This is a genomic window from Hydrogenophilus thermoluteolus (genome assembly GCF_003574215.1).
Taxonomy (GTDB): Bacteria; Pseudomonadota; Gammaproteobacteria; order Burkholderiales; family Rhodocyclaceae; genus Hydrogenophilus; species Hydrogenophilus thermoluteolus.
Genome location: NZ_AP018558.1, coordinates 197,254 through 215,000 on the forward strand (window position 1 = coordinate 197,254; position 17,747 = coordinate 215,000).

The window sequence follows — 17,747 nt, forward strand, 5'->3', positions numbered from 1 at the left end:
TTATTCCTTCAAGGTGGTCAGCGCCACGACGCGCGGTTCTTTCAACAGGAGCGCGGAAGGCAACTCGAGCAACATCATACCCGCCTCCTCGGCACGGCGAAATGGCCCTAATAATATCAAAATCTCATTTTGGTTTTGGGGTTGATGGGCGACGAGCGAATAGCCTGCGAACGAACGGGGTAACTGTTTGCGCAGTTCGTCGATACGGCGCTCACGTGCCCGATTGGCAAGCGTGGGCCAATGGTCCAGCACGATCGCGTAGGTGTAGCCGTGCCTTTGCCATTGGGTAATCGTGGCTTGCTGCGGCGCTGGTTTTGGTGTGCGTGCGGTGCTGAGGTTTGACGTGGTGCTGAGTTCGCGGTTTTTCTCCTTAGCAGCTGGGGTTTGGCCGGTTCGCTGTGGTTTTTGCTGCAGGTTTGCCGCCATCTGAGAAGGTTTCAGGATTTCGGGTTTCTTGGGTGGGGTCACGGGTACGGGTGGCGTTTCGGTTGGCGGCGCGGCGTGTTCACGCGCTGCCGTTGGTTTCGGCGGTGTCGATTGTGGCGACGGTGCAACAGGCGTTTGGAGGGTCAGCTGCGGAACGGGGCTCGGTTCCGATTCGTGTTCGGAAGGAGGCGGCGTCTTTGGCAAGGGCATCGAAGCGGGGGAAGCAGCTCCGTCAGCGAAGTGTGTCCAGGTAGGATCGCGATGCGCGATGGCGACGATGGCCACCGCGAGCACCGCTACCACGGCCAGGACCAATGCGATACGCCAGAAGCGGGGAGGCACGAAACGGCCTTTGGGGAGTTCCCACGCCAACTCCCGCTCCGCACGTCGCACATCCGCCGGGGTCACGCGCTTTGCGCCGCGCGCAAACGCAGACAACATCGCTTTGTCGGCCAGCAAATTGATGCGCCGCGCAATCCCCCCGCTGGCGCGCGCGATCCGGTTGAGCGCCGCTTGGGTGAAGGGGTTTTCGCCGGCGAGCCCTGCGGTGCGCAGCCGAAACGCGATGTATTCGGCAACGGTCATTTTGGGAAGCGGAGAGAGGGTGAAGCGGTGCACGATCCGTTCCCGCAGCGGCAGGAGCAGCGGATCGGCAAGGAGCGTGGTGAGTTCGGGTTGCGCAAAGAGCACGATCTGCAGCAGTTTATGCTGCGCGGTCTCCAGGTTGGCGAGCCGCCGTACTTCGTCGAGCGCCGCAGGCGTCATCGCGTGCGCTTCGTCGATCACGACCGCGGTGCGTTGCCCTGCTTGGTAGCGGGCAATGAGCGCCGCGTTGAGGCGGTCAAGGAGCGTTGCGCCCGGTAGCGGATCCGCAGCGACCGAGGTAGCGCCGTTTGCGTCTGGGTTTGCCAAGACGCCCAGGTCGTGCGCAATCGCGGCGACAATTTCGTTGGGCGCAAAAGCGGGGTTGGCCAAATAGGCAACGTGCCAACCCATTTCGCTCAAGCGCGCAACTAGAAGGCGCGCAAGGAGCGTCTTGCCGCTGCCCACCGCACCGGTGACCGCGGTGATCCCTTCGTCGGTGGTGACCGCAATAGTGAGCGCTTCGAGGAGCCGCCCCCGTTCCCCGCCCGCGAAGAAATAGCGCGGGTTCGGTGTGATCGAAAAGGGCGGCTCGTGTAAGCCGAAGTGCGCAAGGTAGAGGGTCGACACCGGCACGTTCTCCAGGAGGAGCGACCGCCCAGTTTACCGCAACATGCGCGCAACGTTCCCCTTACAACAATACCCGCTCGACGCCGCCTGCGCGTACTTTTTCGACGTATTCCACCAGCCAATTTTCGCCCAGCACGTGCTTGGCGATTTCGACGACGATGTAGTCGGCGTCCAGCCCCCCCGCGTCGTCGGCGTAGCGCGCAAGCCCTTGCAGGCAACTGGGGCAGCTGGTGAGCACCTTGATCGGGACGTTGGGCTGGTCTTTGCGGATCAGCGCCGCGTCTTTTTCGAGCTCTTCCTGCTTACGGAACCGTACTTGGGTTGAGACGTCGGGGCGCGATACCGCCAGCGTGCCCGATTCCCCACAACAACGGTCGGAGAGTTTCACCTCAGTGCCCATCAGCGTCTGTGCCACTTTGAGGGGCTGGTGGGTCTTCATCGGCGTGTGGCACGGGTCGTGGTACATGTAACGCACACCCGAGACCCCTTCGAGCTGGACCCCTTTTTCCATCAGGTATTCGTGGATGTCGAGCAAACGGCAACCCGGGAAGATCTGCTCGAACTGGTATTTGAGGAGCTGATCCATGCAGGTGCCGCAACTGACGATCACCGTTTTGATGTCGAGGTAGTTGAGGGTGTTTGCGACGCGGTGAAAGAGCACGCGGTTGTCGGTGATGATCTTCTGTCCTTGCGCTTCGAACCCGGCGGCGGTCTGCGGATAGCCGCAGCAGAGGTACCCGGGCGGTAGCACGCAGGTGGCACCCACGTGGTAGAGCATCGCTTGCGTGGCGAGCCCCACTTGCGAAAAGAGCCGTTCCGAGCCGCAACCGGGGAAATAGAAGACCGCTTCCGACTCGTCGGCGGGCACCCTGGGGTTGCGGATCACCGGGATGATCTTGTCGTCTTCGATGTCGAGCAATTGCCGGGCGGTGCGTTTGGGCAAGTTTCCCGGCATCGGTTTGTTGATGAAATGGATCACCTGCGCGCGCACCGGCGCTTTGCCGCGGGTAGCGGGCGGTTGTTGGGTCTGCGCCTGGATGAGACCGAGCCGTTTCGCGGTGCGGTAGGCAAAGCGTTGGGCGCGATAACCGAGGTCGATCATCACGCTGCGGATCAGTTTCACCGTCGTCGGGTCTTTCACGGTGAGGAACGCCATCGCCGCGGCGGTGCCCGGGTTGAACGATTTTTTGCCCAATTTGCGCAGGAGGTTGCGCATGCGGATCGAGACGTCGCCAAAGTCGATGTCCACTGGGCACGGCTTCAGGCACTTGTGGCAGACGGTGCAGTGGTCGCCCACGTCTTCGAACGCCTGCCAATGGGCAACAGAAACGCCGCGCCGCGTCTGTTCTTCGTAGAGGATCGCTTCGATCAAGAGCGACGTGGAGAGAATTTTGTTGCGCGGGCTGTAGAGCAGGTTCGCTCGCGGCACATGGGTGGAACAAACCGGTTTGCATTTGCCGCAGCGCAGGCAATCTTTGATCGCGTCGGAGATCCCTTTGAGGTCGGTCTGCTCCATGATGAGCGATTCGTGCCCCATCAGGTTGAACGACGGGGTGTAGGCGCGGACAAGGTTCCCGCCGGGCATCAATTTGCCGCGATTGAAGCGCCCCTCCGGGTCGACGCGTGCTTTGTAGTCCCAGAACGCCTGCAGTTTTTCGGGTTCGAGATAGTCGAATTTGGTGATCCCGATGCCGTGCTCACCCGAAATCACGCCACCCAGCTCCTTGGCGATCGCCATGATGCGGTCGACCACCTGGTTGGCGCGTTGCAGCATCTGGTAGTGGTCGGAATTGACTGGGATGTTGGTGTGCACGTTGCCGTCGCCGGCGTGCATGTGCAGCGCGACGAAAAGGCGCCCTCTCAGGACCGCTTTTTGGATCGCCTGCAGTTTGGCATGCGTCGGGGCAAAGAACTGTCCGGCGAAGATCGCTTCGAGCGGCGCTTTGAGTTCGCGCTTCCACGAGACGCGTACTGAGTAGTCCTGAAGTCGGTGGAAGAGCGTTGGATTGGGGGCGGTGTTTTGGTATTCGCCGGCGCGAATCCCATATTCGGCAAAGTGCGCTTCGGCTTCGGCCAACGGGAGGTCGAGCGACTGGTAGAGCCACTGCCAACGCCGCTTCACTTCGCGCACCAGTTCGAGCGCCTGGGCGCGCTTTTCTTCGATCCATTCGGCAGGGGGTGTGGTTTCACCGTCGGCTTCCGCGACCGGGAGCGGTTCGTTGGCCAAGAACTGCTCGATCGCGTCGCAGATCTCGAGCTTGTTTTCGAGCGAAAGTTCGATGTTGATCCGCTCGATCGCGTCGCAATAGTCGCCCATGCGCGGTAGCGGGATCACCACGTCTTCGTTGATTTTGAACGCGTTGGTGTGGCGGGAGATCGCCGCAGTGCGCGAACGGTCGGCCCAGAACGCTTTACGCTGCTCGAGTGTCACCGCGATGAACCCTTCGCCACCGCGCAGGTTCCCCATGCGCACCACCTCGGACGCCGCGCGCATCACCGCCGCTTCGTCGTAGCCGACGATGTCGCCAATGAGCACCATCTTCGGCCGGCCATGCCGTTTGGCTTTGGTGGTGTAGCCCACCGCCTTGACGTAGCGCTCGTCGAGGTGTTCGAGCCCGGCCAATTTGACGCCTGCGGCATGGCCCGCACCGCCCGGTTTGAAGTAGTCGGTGATCTCGACGATCGCAGGCACCGCTTCCCGCACTTGGCCGAAGAATTCGAGACAGACGGTACGCTGCACCGGCGGCATTTCGTGGAGCACCCAGCGCGCCGCGACGATGATCCCGTCGGTTCCCTCTTTCTGCACCCCCGGGATGCCGCCCAGGTATTTGTCGGTGACGTCTTTGCCCAATCCCGGTTTGCGCAGGCTTGCGCCAGGAAGTTCGAGGAGCTCTTCGCCCAACGGGGCATAGGTTTTGCCGTCGAAGCGCTTGAGCCGGAATCGGACGGTCTCTTGTTCGTGAATCTTGCCGAAGTTGTGATCAAGGCGCTCCACCTCCAGCCAGTTGCCGTCGGGGGTGACCATTTTCCACCACGCGAGGTTGTCGAGCGCGGTGCCCCACAGGACCGCTTTCTTGCCGCCTGCGTTCATCGCGATGTTGCCACCGATGCACGACGCTTCGGCACTCGTGGGGTCGACGGCAAAGACCCGGCCGGCTGCCGCTGCCGCTTCGGCGACCCGCGCGGTGACTACGCCCGCGCCGGTACGGATCGTCGCATACGGGGTCTTCATCGGGTTGCCGTCGCGATCTGGGAGATGGACCATCTCCACTGGGCTCATCATCAGAAGCTTTTCGGTGTTGATCACGACGCTCTTCGCGTCCAGCGGGACCGCGCCGCCGGTGTAGCCGGTGCCGCCGCCGCGCGGAATGATCGTGAGCCCCAGTTCGATGCACGCGCGCACGAGCGGCGCGATCTCTTCCTCACTATCCGGGCAGAGCACCACGAAAGGGTATTCGACCCGCCAGTCGGTGGCGTCGGTGACGTGGCTCACTCGGCTGTGCCCGTCGAACAGGATGTTGTCGCGCCGCGTGTAGCGGGAGAGTTTTTTGACCACCTGCTCGCGCAAGCGCGCGATCTCGTCGAATTGTCGCGCGAACCGTTCGATCGCCTCGCGAACGTAGGTGACCAGTTGACCGACCCGTTCGGCGCGCGTGGGATCTTCGTGTGCACTGGCTTGCCGCCGTTTTTCGACTTCGTTCAGACGGTGGTAGAGCGCGTCGATGAGCGCCTGCCGCCTTTTGGGGTGGTCAAGGAGGTCGTCTTGCAGGTAGGGGTTGCGCTCGATGACCCACATGTCCCCGAGGATTTCGTAGAGCATCCGCGCGCTGCGTCCGGTGACGCGTTCGCCACGCAGCGATTCGATGATCGACCAGGCTTCTGTTCCCAACAGGCGAATGACGATTTCGCGGTCGGAGAGTGAAGTGTAGTTATAGGGGATTTCGCGCAAACGAGTCATCGTGACAGTCGCTCCTTGTCGTCGTCAGGTTCGATTGTACGCAAAGCCGTTCGTTCCAAACAGTGCTTGATGTTATGGCTTTACGATTGCCTGGGGCAATCGAGATGATTGTTGGGTGCAATTGGAATTTATCGTCTCTGGCCCTACAATGATTCCCGTGCTGTTCGATGCCCCAGGGTCGAGCAGCGGGTTGTGTCCTGGGTTTTTTGTCAGAAAAGGAGGTTACACGATGAGCTTGATCAATACCCAAGTGCCCGCATTCAAAGCCCAAGCGTATGTCAATGGTCAATTCAAAGAGATCACCGACGCCGATCTCAAGGGCCACTGGTCGGTCTTCGTTTTCTACCCGGCCGACTTCACCTTCGTCTGCCCGACCGAGCTCGAAGACTTGGCGGATCTTTACGACGAGTTCAAGAAGGTCAATTGCGAAATCTACGCAGTCTCGACCGATACCCATTTCACCCACAAGGCGTGGGCCGAAACCTCGCCTGCGATCAAGAAGGTGAAGTACCCGATGCTGGGCGATCCGGCGCAAAAACTCGCCCGCGCGTTCGACGTGCTCATCGAGGACGAGGGCCTGGCGTTGCGTGGGACCTTCATCATCGACCCGAACGGCGTGATCAAGGGCATGGAGGTCAATGACAACAGCATCGGCCGGAATGCGGCAGAACTCTTGCGCAAAGTGAAAGCGGCGAAGTACGTGGCCGAACACCCGGGTGAAGTCTGCCCGGCGAAGTGGAACGAAGGCGCCGAGACGCTGAAGCCCTCGATCGATCTCGTCGGTAAGATCTAAGCACACCCGGGTCGATCTTTTTTGACCGATTCGGCGCGGCAGCCGGCGCGCTGCCGTGCCACTACCAACCCAATCCCAACAGAGCGACAAGACGCCAAAGCGCGTGGCAAGGGGCCCCGAGGGGGGAAACCAGGGGGCTTTTTGCCTCGCGGTTTGGTCCGGTTACGAAGGAGAATCACGATGGCACTTTTAGATGAACAAACCCAAGCGGCACTTCGGCAATATTTGGAACGGTTGGTCGAACCGATCGAGCTCGTGACCGCGCTCGACGCCAGCGACGCGGCGAAGCAATTGGGCGAGTTGATCGAAGCGATTCGCGCAGCCAGTCCCAAGGTGACGGTGCGCGAAGCGATGGGAGACGAAGTCGCGGGCGGGCGGCGCCCTGCGTTTGCAGTGACCCGTCCCGGCGAGGCACCGCGGGTCCATTTTGCCGGGTTGCCGTTGGGGCACGAGTTCGCTTCGCTCATTTTGGCGCTGCTGCAGGTGAGCGGCTACCCCCCCAAGGTGGATCAGGCGGTGATCGACCAGGTCAAAAGCCTTACTGCGCCATTGGCGTTCGAGGTCTATGTCTCGCTTTCCTGCCACAACTGCCCGGATGTGGTGCAGGCGGTGAACGCGATTGCGGCGCTCAACCCCAACGTCACCGCGGTGATGATCGACGGTGCGCGTTTTCCGCAGGAGGTCGAGTCCCGGCAAATCATGGCGGTGCCCACCGTCTACCTCAACGGTGCGCTCTTCGGCCAAGGGCGGATGGAGCTGCCGGAGATCCTGGCCAAGGTCGACACCAAAAACGACGAACGGGTGCGTGCGCAATTGGCGCAAAAGCCGCTTTTCGACGTCTTGATCGTCGGCGGCGGGCCAGCCGGTGCGGCGGCGGCGATCTATGCCGCGCGCAAAGGGATCACGACGGGCATCGTCGCCGAACGCTTTGGCGGTCAGGTGATGGATACCCTTGCGATCGAGAACTTCATTTCGGTCAAGGAGACCGAAGGGCCGAAATTGGTCGCTGGACTCGAAGAACACGTCAAGGCGTATGAGGTCGATGTGATGAACCATCAGCGCGCCGTGGGGTTGCGTCCCGGCGCGGCGGGGCAGCCGGCGGTGGTCCAGCTCGCCAACGGCGCCGAGCTCAAGGCGAAAACGGTGATCTTGGCAACGGGGGCGCGCTGGCGGGAGCTCAACGTGCCGGGGGAACGGGAATACCGCGGTAAAGGGGTTGCGTACTGCCCCCACTGCGATGGGCCACTCTTCAAAGGTAAGCCGGTGATCGTCGTGGGCGGCGGCAATTCCGGCGTCGAGGCGGCGATCGACCTTGCGGGAATCGTCCACCATGTGACGCTCCTCGAGTATGCCGATGCGCTCAAGGCCGACGCGGTTTTGCAGAAAAAACTCGCTTCGCTGCCGAACGTCACCGTGATCACCCAAGCGGAAACGCTCGAGATCTTGGGAGACGGGCAGAAGATGACCGGGTTGCGCTATCGCGACCGCGCTTCGGGGGAAGAGCGGCAGATCGACGCGGCAGCGGTCTTCGTCCAAATCGGGTTGGTGCCCAACACCGATTGGCTCGACGGGGTAGTGGCGCGCAACCGTTTCGGCGAGATCGAGATCGATCCGCGGTGCGCGACCAGTGTTCCGGGAATTTTTGCCGCGGGCGATTGCACCACGGTGCCCTACAAACAGATTATCATTGCGATGGGCGAAGGAGCAAAAGCGGCGCTTTCGGCGTTCGACTTTCTGATCCGCCAAAGCGCCGCGTAGGGTCGTGTCATCCTAGACAATGGAGGGGGAGCCATGCCCAAGCGCGCGGAAGCGACGATCCGGGAGTGGTTGCAAGAGATCGACGTCGAAATCGGCGGGGTGCGTCCCTGGGACATCACCGTCCATCACCCCGATTTTTTCGACCGGGTACTCGCAAAAGGAAGTCTGGGGTTGGGCGAGTCCTACATGGACGGGTGGTGGGACTGTGACGCGCTCGACGAACTGATCGCCCGCGCGCTTACCGCGAAGCTCGACGAACGGTTGCGCGACTGGCGGCGTGCGCTCTTGGCGATGCAGTCGGTGCTCATCAACCTGCAGTCGCGCAGCCGGGCGTGGGAGGTGGGACGCGCCCATTACGACCTGGGAAGCGACTTCTTTGCCGCGATGCTTGGCCAAACAATGGCCTATTCATGTGGTTACTGGGCAAACGCGGCAACGCTTGACGAAGCGCAGGAAGCGAAACTCGACCTCATCTGCCGCAAATTGGGGCTGAAGCCCGGTATGCGACTCCTTGACGTCGGGTGCGGATGGGGGAGCCTTATGCGCTTTGCGGCGGAGCGCTACGGGGTGACGTGCGTCGGAATCACCATTTCGCAGGATCAAGCGCGCTTTGGGCAAGAGCAGTGCCGCGATCTGCCGGTGACCTTCGTTCTTGCCGATTATCGCGAGTTCGACCCGGCCGCCTATGGTGGACCGTTCGATCGCGTCGCGTCGGTCGGGATGTTCGAACACGTTGGGGTGCGCAACTATCCTGCCTTTTTCCGCGCGGTCCGGCGGGCACTCAAAGCCGACGGGCTTTTCCTCCTGCACACGATCGGCAAACGCAAACCGGGGCGGGGTGTCGATCCATGGATCGAGAAATATATCTTTCCAAACGGCGAACTGCCTGCGCTTTCGGACATCGCTCGCGCAGCAGAGCCGCTTTTCGTCATCGAGGATGTCCACAATTTCGGTGCCGACTACGACAAAACGCTGATGGCGTGGTATGAGCGGTTCGAAGCCGCGTGGCCACGCTTCGCGGCGCGGTACGGCAAACGCTTTTACCGCATGTGGCGCTACTATCTCCTGGTGTGCGCCGGAACGTTCCGCGCCCGGGACAGTCAGCTTTGGCAAATCGTGTTGGCGCCGGAAGGGGTCTCTGGGGGGTATTGCCGCGTCGCCTGATCGCCGCTTCCTGCCCGGTACGTAAACGTGTGCCACCGCAAAGACCACGACCGGCGTGCGCCCTTCGGGTACAATCGCGCAAGCGTGGTTCGAGATGGGGCGGCATGGCACTCTTGAGGTGGCACGATCTGGCGGGGCGCAGAGGGGAGCGGTTGCTGTTCCATCGCCTTTCCGCGACGTTCGAGCCCGGCGAAGTGGTGCGCATCACGGGCGAAAACGGCGCCGGGAAGAGCACCCTGTTGCGCATGGTGGCGGGGCTACTGCCCGTTGCGCGCGGGACGATCTATTTTCGCGACCAACCGCTCAGTGTGGCACGCGACGCGTGGCTTGCCGAACAGTGCTATCTTGGCCACGCGTTGGCCGCGAACGAGCTTCTCTCGCCGCGGGAAAATGTGCGCTTTCTCTGTGCGTTGATGGGTGCGTACCCGTCGTCCCGCGCGGTCGACGAGGCGCTTGCGCAAGTTGGGTTGGCCGCGCAGCGTGATCTGCCGCTCAAAGTCCTGTCTGCAGGTCAGCGCCGTCGGGTGGGGCTTGCGCGTCTCTTTTTTGCACGTACGCGAACCGTTTGGCTTTTGGACGAACCGCTCACGGCGCTCGATCAGGCGTTCGTGACGACGCTCACCCGCTTGATCGAGGTGCATGCCCAAGCAGGCGGGCTGATTCTATTGACCACCCACCAGGAAGCGCCGTTTTGTGTGCCGGTGCGTACCCTTGATCTCGGCGCGTTTCGACCCGCGCGGAGGCGCGCCGCATGATCGCGCTCTTTCTGGCGGTATTGCGGCGTGAGGCGCTGCTGGCTTGGCGAAGCCGCGCCGACACGCTGGTTGCGCTCACCTTTTTCGTGATCGTCGCCACCTTGTTCCCTTTCGGCGTGGGGACTGATGAGCGGCTGTTGCGCACGATCGCGCCAGGAATCCTGTGGGTGACCGCGCTCCTTGCGGTGCTCCTGACGCTGCCACGTCTTTTCGAACACGACTGGCGGGATGGAACTTTGGAGCAATTGTTGTTGTCTGCCGAACCAGCGCCGGTTTGGCTGGGTGCGAAACTGTTGGCCCATTGGGTGACTACGGCCGTGCCGCTTGCTGTTTTGGCGCCGCTTCTGGCGCTCCTTTACGACGTCGAACCAGTAGTTTATGGGTGGTTGCCCGTGACGCTGCTTTTGGGTACACCGATGCTGACCTTGATCGGCGCGGTGGGAGCGGCGCTGACGCTCGGGTTGCGCGCAAGCGGTCTGTTGCTGGCGCTTTTGGTCTTGCCGCTCTTCGTGCCGGTGCTGATCTTCGGCGTCGATGCGGTGGCGAGCGCACGCGATGGCACCCCGTTCGCGGCGCAGTTGGCGCTTCTGGCCGGAGGCTCGTTGGCGGCGGCGGCGCTTGCACCGTGGGGGTGTGCCGCGGCGCTGCGTTTGGCTGTGGAGTAGGAAGGAAGGGATGAGTCGAATCGACGCATGGCGGGCCGCTGCCGAAACGAAGATGCGCTCGCCGAAGAGTTGGTGGCGCTTTGCTGCGCCCAAGGAGTTCTTCTGGCTCACGGGAAAACTGGTCCCTTGGTTTGGCTGGGCGGCGGTGCTGTTGGCTGTCGTGGGGCTCTACGCAGCTTTTTTCGTGGCGCCGTCCGATTTTCGTCAGGGAGAGGTCTATCGCGTGATTTACATCCACGTTCCGGCCGCGTGGATGAGTATGATCATCTATTTGGCGATGGCGTTCTGGGGGATCGTGGGGTTGACCCTCAACACGCGCGTCTCGTTCATTCTCGCGCACGCGCTCGCTCCGACGGGCGCGCTTTGGTGTTTCGTCGCGCTTTGGACCGGTGCCCTTTGGGGCAAGCCCACGTGGGGAACTTACTGGGCGTGGGATGCTCGAATGACCTCGCAGTTGCTGCTGATGTTCCTTTATTTGGGATACATCGCGCTCGTGCGCAGCATCGAGGATCCTCGGCGTGCCGATCGGGCCGGAGCGATCCTGGCGATCGTCGGTTCGATCAACGTGCCGATCATCTATTTTTCGGTGCAGTGGTGGAATACGTTGCACCAAGGCGCTTCGGTCAGTCTCACCAAAGCGCCGTCGATGGCAACCGTGATGCTGGTGACGATGCTCATCATGACCTTTGCCGCGTGGAGCTATTCGATCGCGGTGGCGTTGGCACGGGCGCGCAGCATGGTGTTGTTGCGGGAGGCGCATACCGACTGGGCGCAGAAAGCAGCGGCAGCCATGGTCGCGAAACGCGAAGCAGAAAAGGAGTAGCAGGATGGAATGGGGCTCTTGGTCGGCGTTCTGGGCGATGGGTGGAAAAGCGCCGTTCGTGTGGGGGAGCTATTTCGTGACCTTTGCGCTGATTGCGTTCGAGGTGTTTCAGCTTCGCCGTTTGGCGCGGCACGCGGCCGCGCGCGTGGCCCATGCGGCAGAATGGGAAACGCTCGATGAGCCAGTGCAACCCACGGAGACGACGCGATGAGTCCGCGCAAGAAACGTTTGGCTTTGATCCTGGCCGGGGTGGCGCTACTGGCAAGCGCGGTGGCGCTGGTGCTCTCGGCATTCCAAGAAAACCTCGTCTTTTTCGTCACACCGAGCGACATCGCGCAGGGTAAGGCGCAAGAGGGGCGCTACTTTCGTGTGGGGGGGTTGGTCGAGGCCGGTTCGATTCAACGCGGTCCGGACGGAGTCACGGTGACCTTTCGGATCACCGATACCGCACATGCGCTTCCTGTCGTCTACCGCGGCGCACTGCCTGACCTCTTCGGTGAGAACCAAGGCGCAGTAGCCGAAGGGGTGCTTCGCCCCGACGGCGTATTTGAGGCGAAGAAGGTGCTGGCGAAGCACGACGAAACCTACATGCCCCCGGAAGCGTCCCACGCTGTCGACCAGGCGCAGCGGGCGGCGCAAAGCCTGAAGGAGTGACGGGATGTTGGCGGAGTGGGGGCAGGTGCTTCTGGCGCTGGCGATTGCGGTTGCCGCGCTGCAGGCGTTTTTTGGTTTGGCTGGCGCGCAGCGCGGGCGGGTTGCGTGGATGGTCACGGCGCGGCGTGCGGCATTGGCGCAAGGTGCTGTGCTCGCCGCCGCGTTTGCGGTGCTCATCGCGCTCTTTCTGCGCAGCGATTTTTCGGTAGCGTTGGTCGCCCAAAACTCTTCGACATTGACGCCCTGGTTTTACCAGGTGACCGCGGCATGGGGTAACCACGAAGGGTCGATGCTGATGTGGGCGGTGGCGCTCGCTGGCTGGAGTGCCGCAGTGGCGTGGCGGTCGCAAGCGCTCACTGAAGCGATGCGCGCGCGTGTCGTTGGGGTGTTGGGGCTGGTCAGTTTCGGGTTTCTGCTTTTTCTGACGCTTACCTCCAACCCCTTCTCGCGCTTGGTGCCAGCGCCAGAACAAGGGCGAGACCTCAATCCGCTGCTGCAAGACCCGGGCATGATCATCCACCCGCCGCTGCTGTACATGGGCTACGTCGGTACTGCGGTCACCTTCGCGTTTGCGATCGCCGCGCTGCTTTCCGGGCGTATGGACGCGGCGTGGTCGCGCTGGGCACGGCCATGGGCGCTCACCGCGTGGCTCTTTCTCACTTTGGGCATCATGGTCGGTTCGTGGTGGGCCTATTACGAACTCGGTTGGGGGGGCTGGTGGTTCTGGGACCCCGTGGAAAACGCCTCGTTCATTCCGTGGCTGGTGATGACCGCGTTCATCCATTCGATCATCGTCACCGAAAAGCGTGGCGCGTTTCGCGCTTGGACCGTCCTTTTGGCGATCGCCGCGTTTTCTCTGTCGCTGTTGGGGACGTTTCTGGTCCGTTCCGGCGTGATTACTTCGGTCCATGCGTTTGCCTCCGACCCGTCGCGCGGCCTTTTCATTCTGGGGTTGCTGGCGGTAACGGTCGGGGTGTCGCTCGCGCTCTTCGCTTGGCGTGCGCCAATGCTCGCAGGCGGTGGCGCGTTCGGTTGGTTTTCGCGGGAAGCGACGCTTCTGGTCAATAACGTCTTGATGAGTGCGGCGGCGCTTGCCGTCCTGTTGGGCACCGTCTATCCGCTGTTGATGGATGCGTTGGGGCTTGGCAAGCTCTCAGTGGGCGAACCCTACTTCGTTGCGGTCTTCGTCCCGCTGATGACACCAGCGGTGTTCTTCATGGCGATATCCCCGTTCTTGCGCTGGAAACAGGACGATTGGCGACGGCTGAGCAAGCGCCTGGTGCTCGATTTCGTGGTGACGGCATCGGCGGCGCTGGCGTTGCTGGCGGCGGCCGACCACGTGACCTTGCGCGCGTGGCTGGGGCTCTGGCTCACGCTCTGGGTCACTTGGGGCAGTGCCCGGTTACTCTGGGAGCGGCTGCAGAACCGCGCGGAAGGTCAGAGCATTTCTGAGCGGCTCTCCCGCATCCCCGGTTCGTGGTGGGGGATGTGGTTGGCCCATTTGGGCGTTGGCGTCTTCATCATGGGTGCGACCCTCCTGGGTGCGTTCGAAGCGCGGCTCGACGTCAAAATGGCGCCGGGGCAGGTCGCGGAGCTGGCCAGCTATCGGTTCCGCTTCCAAGGCGTCGAAGAAAAACCAGGGCCGAACTACACCGCGATGCGTGGGACGATCGTGGTCACGACAGCGGACGGAAAACCCGTCGCGGTGCTGCACCCCGAAAAACGCAACTACCATTTCTCCGCGATGCCGATGACCGAAGCGGCAATCGACACCACATGGCGGCGGGACATCTACGTATCGCTGGGCGACCCGGTGAACGAAAGTGAGTGGGTGGTGATGCTCTTCTATAAGCCGATGGTGCTCTTTCTCTGGCTTGGCCCGTTGCTGATGGCGGTGGGTGGGGCCGTTGCCGCGCTCGACCGCCGCTACCGGCGGCAACGGGCCCATCTGGCGGTACCTGCTGGCGCAGTGGGGGTGCGGGTGTGACCGCCGTTGTCGATCGCGGTGGCGATTGGTTTGAGTGGGATCGTTCGCTCGTAGCGGGGTTGCGACTTCGAAGAGGAGCCTATTGATGCGCTGGAAATATGTGGTACCGCTGGTGGTGTTCCTGGGGCTCGTCGTGCTCTTTGCGGTTGGCTTTCGCCTGAACCCCCGTGAGATCCCGTCTCCACTCATTGGCAAACCCGCGCCCCATTTCACCTTGCCGCGCTTTGCGGAACCCGCTGTCACCGTGACGCCTGCGGCATGGGCAGGAAAGCCCTATTTGCTCAACGTCTGGGCGACGTGGTGCGTTTCGTGCCGCCAAGAGCACCCGATGCTGATGCGCCTCAAACAAGAGGGGGTGCGCATCATCGGCTTCAACTATAAAGAGATTCGCGGCGATGCCGGACTCGACGCGCGCAAATTGTCTCCGGAAGCCGAAGCGCAATTGGCGTGGCAGCGTATTGGCGCGTGGCTGAAAACGGGCGGCGACCCCTACGCCGATCTGGTAGTTGATCTCACCGGCCGTGCTGCGATCGATTACGGCGTCTATGGCACGCCCGAAACCTTCTTCATCGACGCCAAAGGGGTGATCCGCTACAAGCACATCGGGCCGATCACACCAGAAGTTTGGCAGGATCAGTTGCGCGCCAAATGGTTGGCGCTCCAGGAGGGGTCATGAGGCGGTGCGTGCAGTCTCTGTTGGCAGTCCTGAGGCGGTACGCGGCGGGCCGCTTTCGCGTCGACGCGACGCTGGGTTGGCTGTTGATTGCAATTGCTTTCAGCGCGGTGGCGCAGAGTTGGGCTGCCGCGCCAGCCGCGGAGCAACGCGCGCAACCGTTACACGATCCTGAACTCGAACGGCGCGCACTGGCTTTGGGGCACCGGCTACGCTGTGTGGTTTGCCAAAACCAGTCGATTGCCGAATCGAACGCCGAATTGGCGCACGATTTGATGAACCAAGTACGCACCATGCTGCAAGCAGGGAAAAGCGAACAGGAGATCGTCGATTTTCTCGTTGCGCGCTATGGTGAGTTCGTGCTCTTCGAACCCCCTTTCGATGCGCGCACGCTCTTGCTTTGGGTCGGCCCTTTCGCATTGGCGGCGCTGGGGCTCTTCGGGTTATGGTCTGGCTTACGGCGGCGCCAGCAGCAAAGTGGCGTGGGAGCCACCCTCGACGAGGCGGCCAAGGCGCAGGCCGACGCGTTGCTGGCTGGTGATTCCCCCAGTAAAACGGAAACGCGCGTAGCAAAGGAATCCTCGTGACCGCATGGATACTCTTGAGTGTCGCAACCGCGCTTGGCGTGTTGCTCTTCGTGCTGTGGCCGCTCATGCGCGGTGTGCGAACCCGTACGCCGGTAAGCCACCGCGACGCCGTGATTGCTGCGCTCCAGGCGGAAAAAGCGCAGCTCGAAGCCGATCACCGCGCCGGGCGGATCGACGACGACGCGTTTCGTCTCGCGCTCGATGAGCTTCGCGCCCGGATCTTGGCCGAGACGGCTGCGGCGGAAACGACTGCGCAGGCAACGCCCGGCGACGAAGTTCCGGATAGCGGGCAGAAGCTCGTGCATGATGCAGCGCAACCGGGGTGGGCAGTCGGTGCGCTGGGAATGGCACTCTTTTCCGCAGCCGCGTTTTACCTTGTGGTGGGATCGCCCCAATGGGCCGATGATGCCCGGGTGGTTGCTGCCACGCAGGCCGCGCGCACTGTCAATCAGAACGGCGGCATCACGCCCGAGCGCATCCGCCAACTGGTGGCGCGCTTGGCTGAACGCTTGGCGCAGCAACCGGACGATGTACCGGGGTGGCGGATGCTGGCGCGCTCCTACATGGTGCTGGAAGATGCCGAGGCAGTGCAGGCGACGTGGCGCGCCATTGGCGACAAAATTCCCGCGGATCCCAACGTCTTGCTCGATTGGGGCGAACTGCTCGCAGCGGCGAATGGTGGCTTCAACGGCGATGCGGTCAAGCTGATCAAGCAGGCCGTCGAACTTGCGCCGCAATCACCCCGCGCGCTTGCGCTCGCAGGGGCAGCCGCGTCTGCGAACGACGACCCGGCAACCGCGATTCGTTACTGGGAGCAGCTCTTGCCACTCACCGAAGGAAACGAAGAGGCCCACCAAGCCGTTGCTGCGGCGATTGCCGAAGAGCGTCAGAAATTATCCGCAAAAGGGAATAAATAGCGCGCACGCAACGCCCCCGTTCGGCCAGCTCAACCCGCGGAATCAGAAGGCAAATTGCGGTTCTCTTCCCTTTGTGTCGGGGCAGTTTCCTCGCGTAACGACGCAAAGGGCTGCGCCAACGCGTGCGCAGCGGGCCGAAGCTGCTCGGGGAGCCATCGTGCGCCTGGGGTCTGCGCATGTTGGCGCCACGCATCGAGGTCGAGCGCAAACGCAGCCAGAACGTGCGCCGGTGACAACACCTGCGGTGCGATCGCAGCCAGCCATGCGCCCTTTTCGCTGCGCTCGATCCATCCACGCGCCGTCAGCGCATCCAGCAGCCGTTCGCACTCGTGCGGGGGCAACTGCGCAGCGTGCCACAGCTCCTCTTGATCGACTGTCTTGCCCACCTTCTGCGCAGCCCACAACGTTTCCAGGATCGTGAATGCAGCCAACGCCTCATACCCCGGAAAGTGCGGCATGCTTTTGATCTCCGCGTTGGTCTCTTCGAACGCCGCGGCGGCAACCGCACCGCTCAAAATCAGCAGCCAGAGCGAATAGAGCCAGAGCAAGAAGATCGGCAACGTGGCAAACGCGCCGTAGATCAACGTATAGGTGGGGATGGTGGCGACGAACCAACCAAACCCCTTCTGCAGCAACAGAAAGAGCACCGCCACGATCAGACCGGCGGTTGCCGCGATTCGACCCCGCACGGGGTGGTGCGGGACGGCATAATAAAGAAAACTGAAGAAGAGCCACAAGAGCGAGAGCGGCACGAAGACGGCGAGCACCTGGTCCGACCAAGACGCGTGGCCAGCGAATTCGGACGCCTCTTGCGCCAATGCACGTGCCGCGGCGATGCTGCCGCCGACAAGAAGTGGTCCCGCGGTCAAGACGAACCAGTAGAGCGTCAGCCGCCTGGCCCAACCCCGGGCGCGCCGCGCATTCCAGATGCGGTTGAAGACATCTTCGACGGTCGCGAGCAGCAACACCGACGTGAAAACCAGCATCGTGGAGCCCAACGCGGTGAGTTGCCCGGCATTGGTGGTAAACGCTTCGGCGTATTGGGTGATGATCGTCGCCGCCGCTTCCGGAAGCAGATTCGCAGTGAGAAATTCGCGCAGCGCCTCACCCAGCTTCGCGAACGCCGGCACCGTTCGGAAAAAGAGGATCGTCAAGGTGGCAACGGGCACCAGCGCCAACAGCGTGGTAAATGCGAGCCCTCCGGCAACCTCCCAGCAGTTGGTGGCCAAGAAGCGATCCGCGAAGCGGCGCGCGAACGCACGGCAGAATAGCGAAACTGGGATCATAGGATGATCTTACCGCGAAAACCGCTCAAGTTTTTTTCCCGATCGCCGATAATAGTGGAATCGTTACCCCAGTAGGAGACAGAAAAAAT

General features: G+C 62.3%; 16 protein-coding genes (1 of these 16 running past the window's edge). 13 read left to right on the forward strand and 3 right to left on the reverse strand.

From position 1 onward, the window contains the following. Positions 1-1,638 (reverse strand): ExeA family protein, encoded by a 1,638-nt coding sequence (locus HPTL_RS00905; RefSeq protein ID WP_170141231.1) that lies wholly within the window; start codon positions 1,636-1,638, stop codon positions 1-3. A 61-nt stretch (positions 1,639-1,699) separates the two neighbouring features. Further along, the gene (locus HPTL_RS00910; RefSeq protein WP_119334292.1) at positions 1,700-5,596 is read right to left on the reverse strand and encodes a DUF3683 domain-containing protein; all 3,897 of its coding nucleotides are present in this window, start codon (positions 5,594-5,596) and stop codon (positions 1,700-1,702) included. Positions 5,597-5,825: 229 nt separating this feature from the next. Here HPTL_RS00910 and ahpC point away from each other — a divergent pair, with 229 nt between their 5' ends. The 12 genes from ahpC to ccmI all read left to right on the forward strand — a co-directional run bounded on the left by ahpC (position 5,826) and on the right by ccmI (position 16,372). Beyond that, positions 5,826-6,389 (forward strand): alkyl hydroperoxide reductase subunit C, encoded by a 564-nt coding sequence (ahpC, locus tag HPTL_RS00915; RefSeq protein ID WP_119334293.1) that lies wholly within the window; start codon positions 5,826-5,828, stop codon positions 6,387-6,389. Between the two features lie 180 nt (positions 6,390-6,569). Beyond that, on the forward strand, positions 6,570-8,147 hold the full coding sequence (gene ahpF, locus HPTL_RS00920; protein WP_119334294.1) for an alkyl hydroperoxide reductase subunit F: 1,578 nt from the start codon (positions 6,570-6,572) through the stop codon (positions 8,145-8,147). A 33-nt stretch (positions 8,148-8,180) separates the two neighbouring features. Then, the gene (gene cfa, locus HPTL_RS00925) at positions 8,181-9,311 is read left to right on the forward strand and encodes a cyclopropane fatty acyl phospholipid synthase (RefSeq protein WP_119334295.1); all 1,131 of its coding nucleotides are present in this window, start codon (positions 8,181-8,183) and stop codon (positions 9,309-9,311) included. 104 nt (positions 9,312-9,415) lie between these two features. Next, the gene (gene ccmA, locus HPTL_RS00930) at positions 9,416-10,066 is read left to right on the forward strand and encodes a cytochrome c biogenesis heme-transporting ATPase CcmA (protein ID WP_119334296.1); all 651 of its coding nucleotides are present in this window, start codon (positions 9,416-9,418) and stop codon (positions 10,064-10,066) included. Then, positions 10,063-10,731 carry a heme exporter protein CcmB gene (gene ccmB, locus HPTL_RS00935; protein ID WP_119334297.1) on the forward strand — a complete coding sequence of 223 codons (669 nt, stop codon included), beginning with the start codon at positions 10,063-10,065 and terminating at the stop codon, positions 10,729-10,731. The genes ccmA and ccmB overlap by 4 nt, the downstream gene beginning before the upstream one ends. Positions 10,732-10,741: 10 nt before the next feature. Further along, on the forward strand, positions 10,742-11,554 hold the full coding sequence (gene ccmC / locus HPTL_RS00940; protein WP_231999994.1) for a heme ABC transporter permease CcmC: 813 nt from the start codon (positions 10,742-10,744) through the stop codon (positions 11,552-11,554). Between the two features lie 4 nt (positions 11,555-11,558). Beyond that, positions 11,559-11,765, forward strand: coding sequence for a heme exporter protein CcmD (gene ccmD / locus HPTL_RS00945; RefSeq protein WP_119334298.1), 207 nt, complete (start codon positions 11,559-11,561; stop codon positions 11,763-11,765). Beyond that, positions 11,762-12,208 carry a cytochrome c maturation protein CcmE gene (ccmE, locus tag HPTL_RS00950; protein WP_119334299.1) on the forward strand — a complete coding sequence of 149 codons (447 nt, stop codon included), beginning with the start codon at positions 11,762-11,764 and terminating at the stop codon, positions 12,206-12,208. The genes ccmD and ccmE overlap by 4 nt, the downstream gene beginning before the upstream one ends. Positions 12,209-12,212: 4 nt before the next feature. Next, positions 12,213-14,195, forward strand: a complete 1,983-nt coding sequence (locus HPTL_RS00955; RefSeq protein ID WP_119334300.1) for a heme lyase CcmF/NrfE family subunit — start codon at positions 12,213-12,215, stop codon at positions 14,193-14,195. Positions 14,196-14,280: 85 nt separating this feature from the next. Continuing rightward, entirely contained in the window at positions 14,281-14,871 is a 591-nt protein-coding gene (locus tag HPTL_RS00960) for a DsbE family thiol:disulfide interchange protein (RefSeq protein ID WP_119334301.1), read from the forward strand. After that, entirely contained in the window at positions 14,868-15,455 is a 588-nt protein-coding gene (locus tag HPTL_RS00965; RefSeq protein WP_119334302.1) for a cytochrome c-type biogenesis protein, read from the forward strand. Before HPTL_RS00960 ends, HPTL_RS00965 begins: the two co-directional genes overlap by 4 nt. Further along, a complete protein-coding gene (ccmI, locus tag HPTL_RS00970; RefSeq protein WP_170141232.1) occupies positions 15,452-16,372 on the forward strand; it encodes a c-type cytochrome biogenesis protein CcmI in 921 nt (306 codons plus the stop codon). The genes HPTL_RS00965 and ccmI overlap by 4 nt, the downstream gene beginning before the upstream one ends. A gap of 29 nt (positions 16,373-16,401) precedes the next feature. Here the strand turns inward: ccmI and HPTL_RS00975 are convergent, their stop codons facing one another. Further along, positions 16,402-17,658 carry a YihY family inner membrane protein gene (locus HPTL_RS00975; protein WP_119334304.1) on the reverse strand — a complete coding sequence of 419 codons (1,257 nt, stop codon included), beginning with the start codon at positions 17,656-17,658 and terminating at the stop codon, positions 16,402-16,404. Between the two features lie 87 nt (positions 17,659-17,745). On the opposite strand from HPTL_RS00975, the gene HPTL_RS00980 reads away from it, so the two are divergent. Next, a protein-coding gene (locus tag HPTL_RS00980; RefSeq protein WP_119334305.1) for a methyl-accepting chemotaxis protein crosses the window boundary here: on the forward strand, positions 17,746-17,747 show a 2-nt sliver of it. 2,026 nt of this gene lie beyond the right edge of the window; just 2 of its 2,028 coding nucleotides fall inside the window; only part of the start codon is in view: it crosses the right edge, with 2 bases visible at positions 17,746-17,747; its stop codon lies off the right edge, out of view.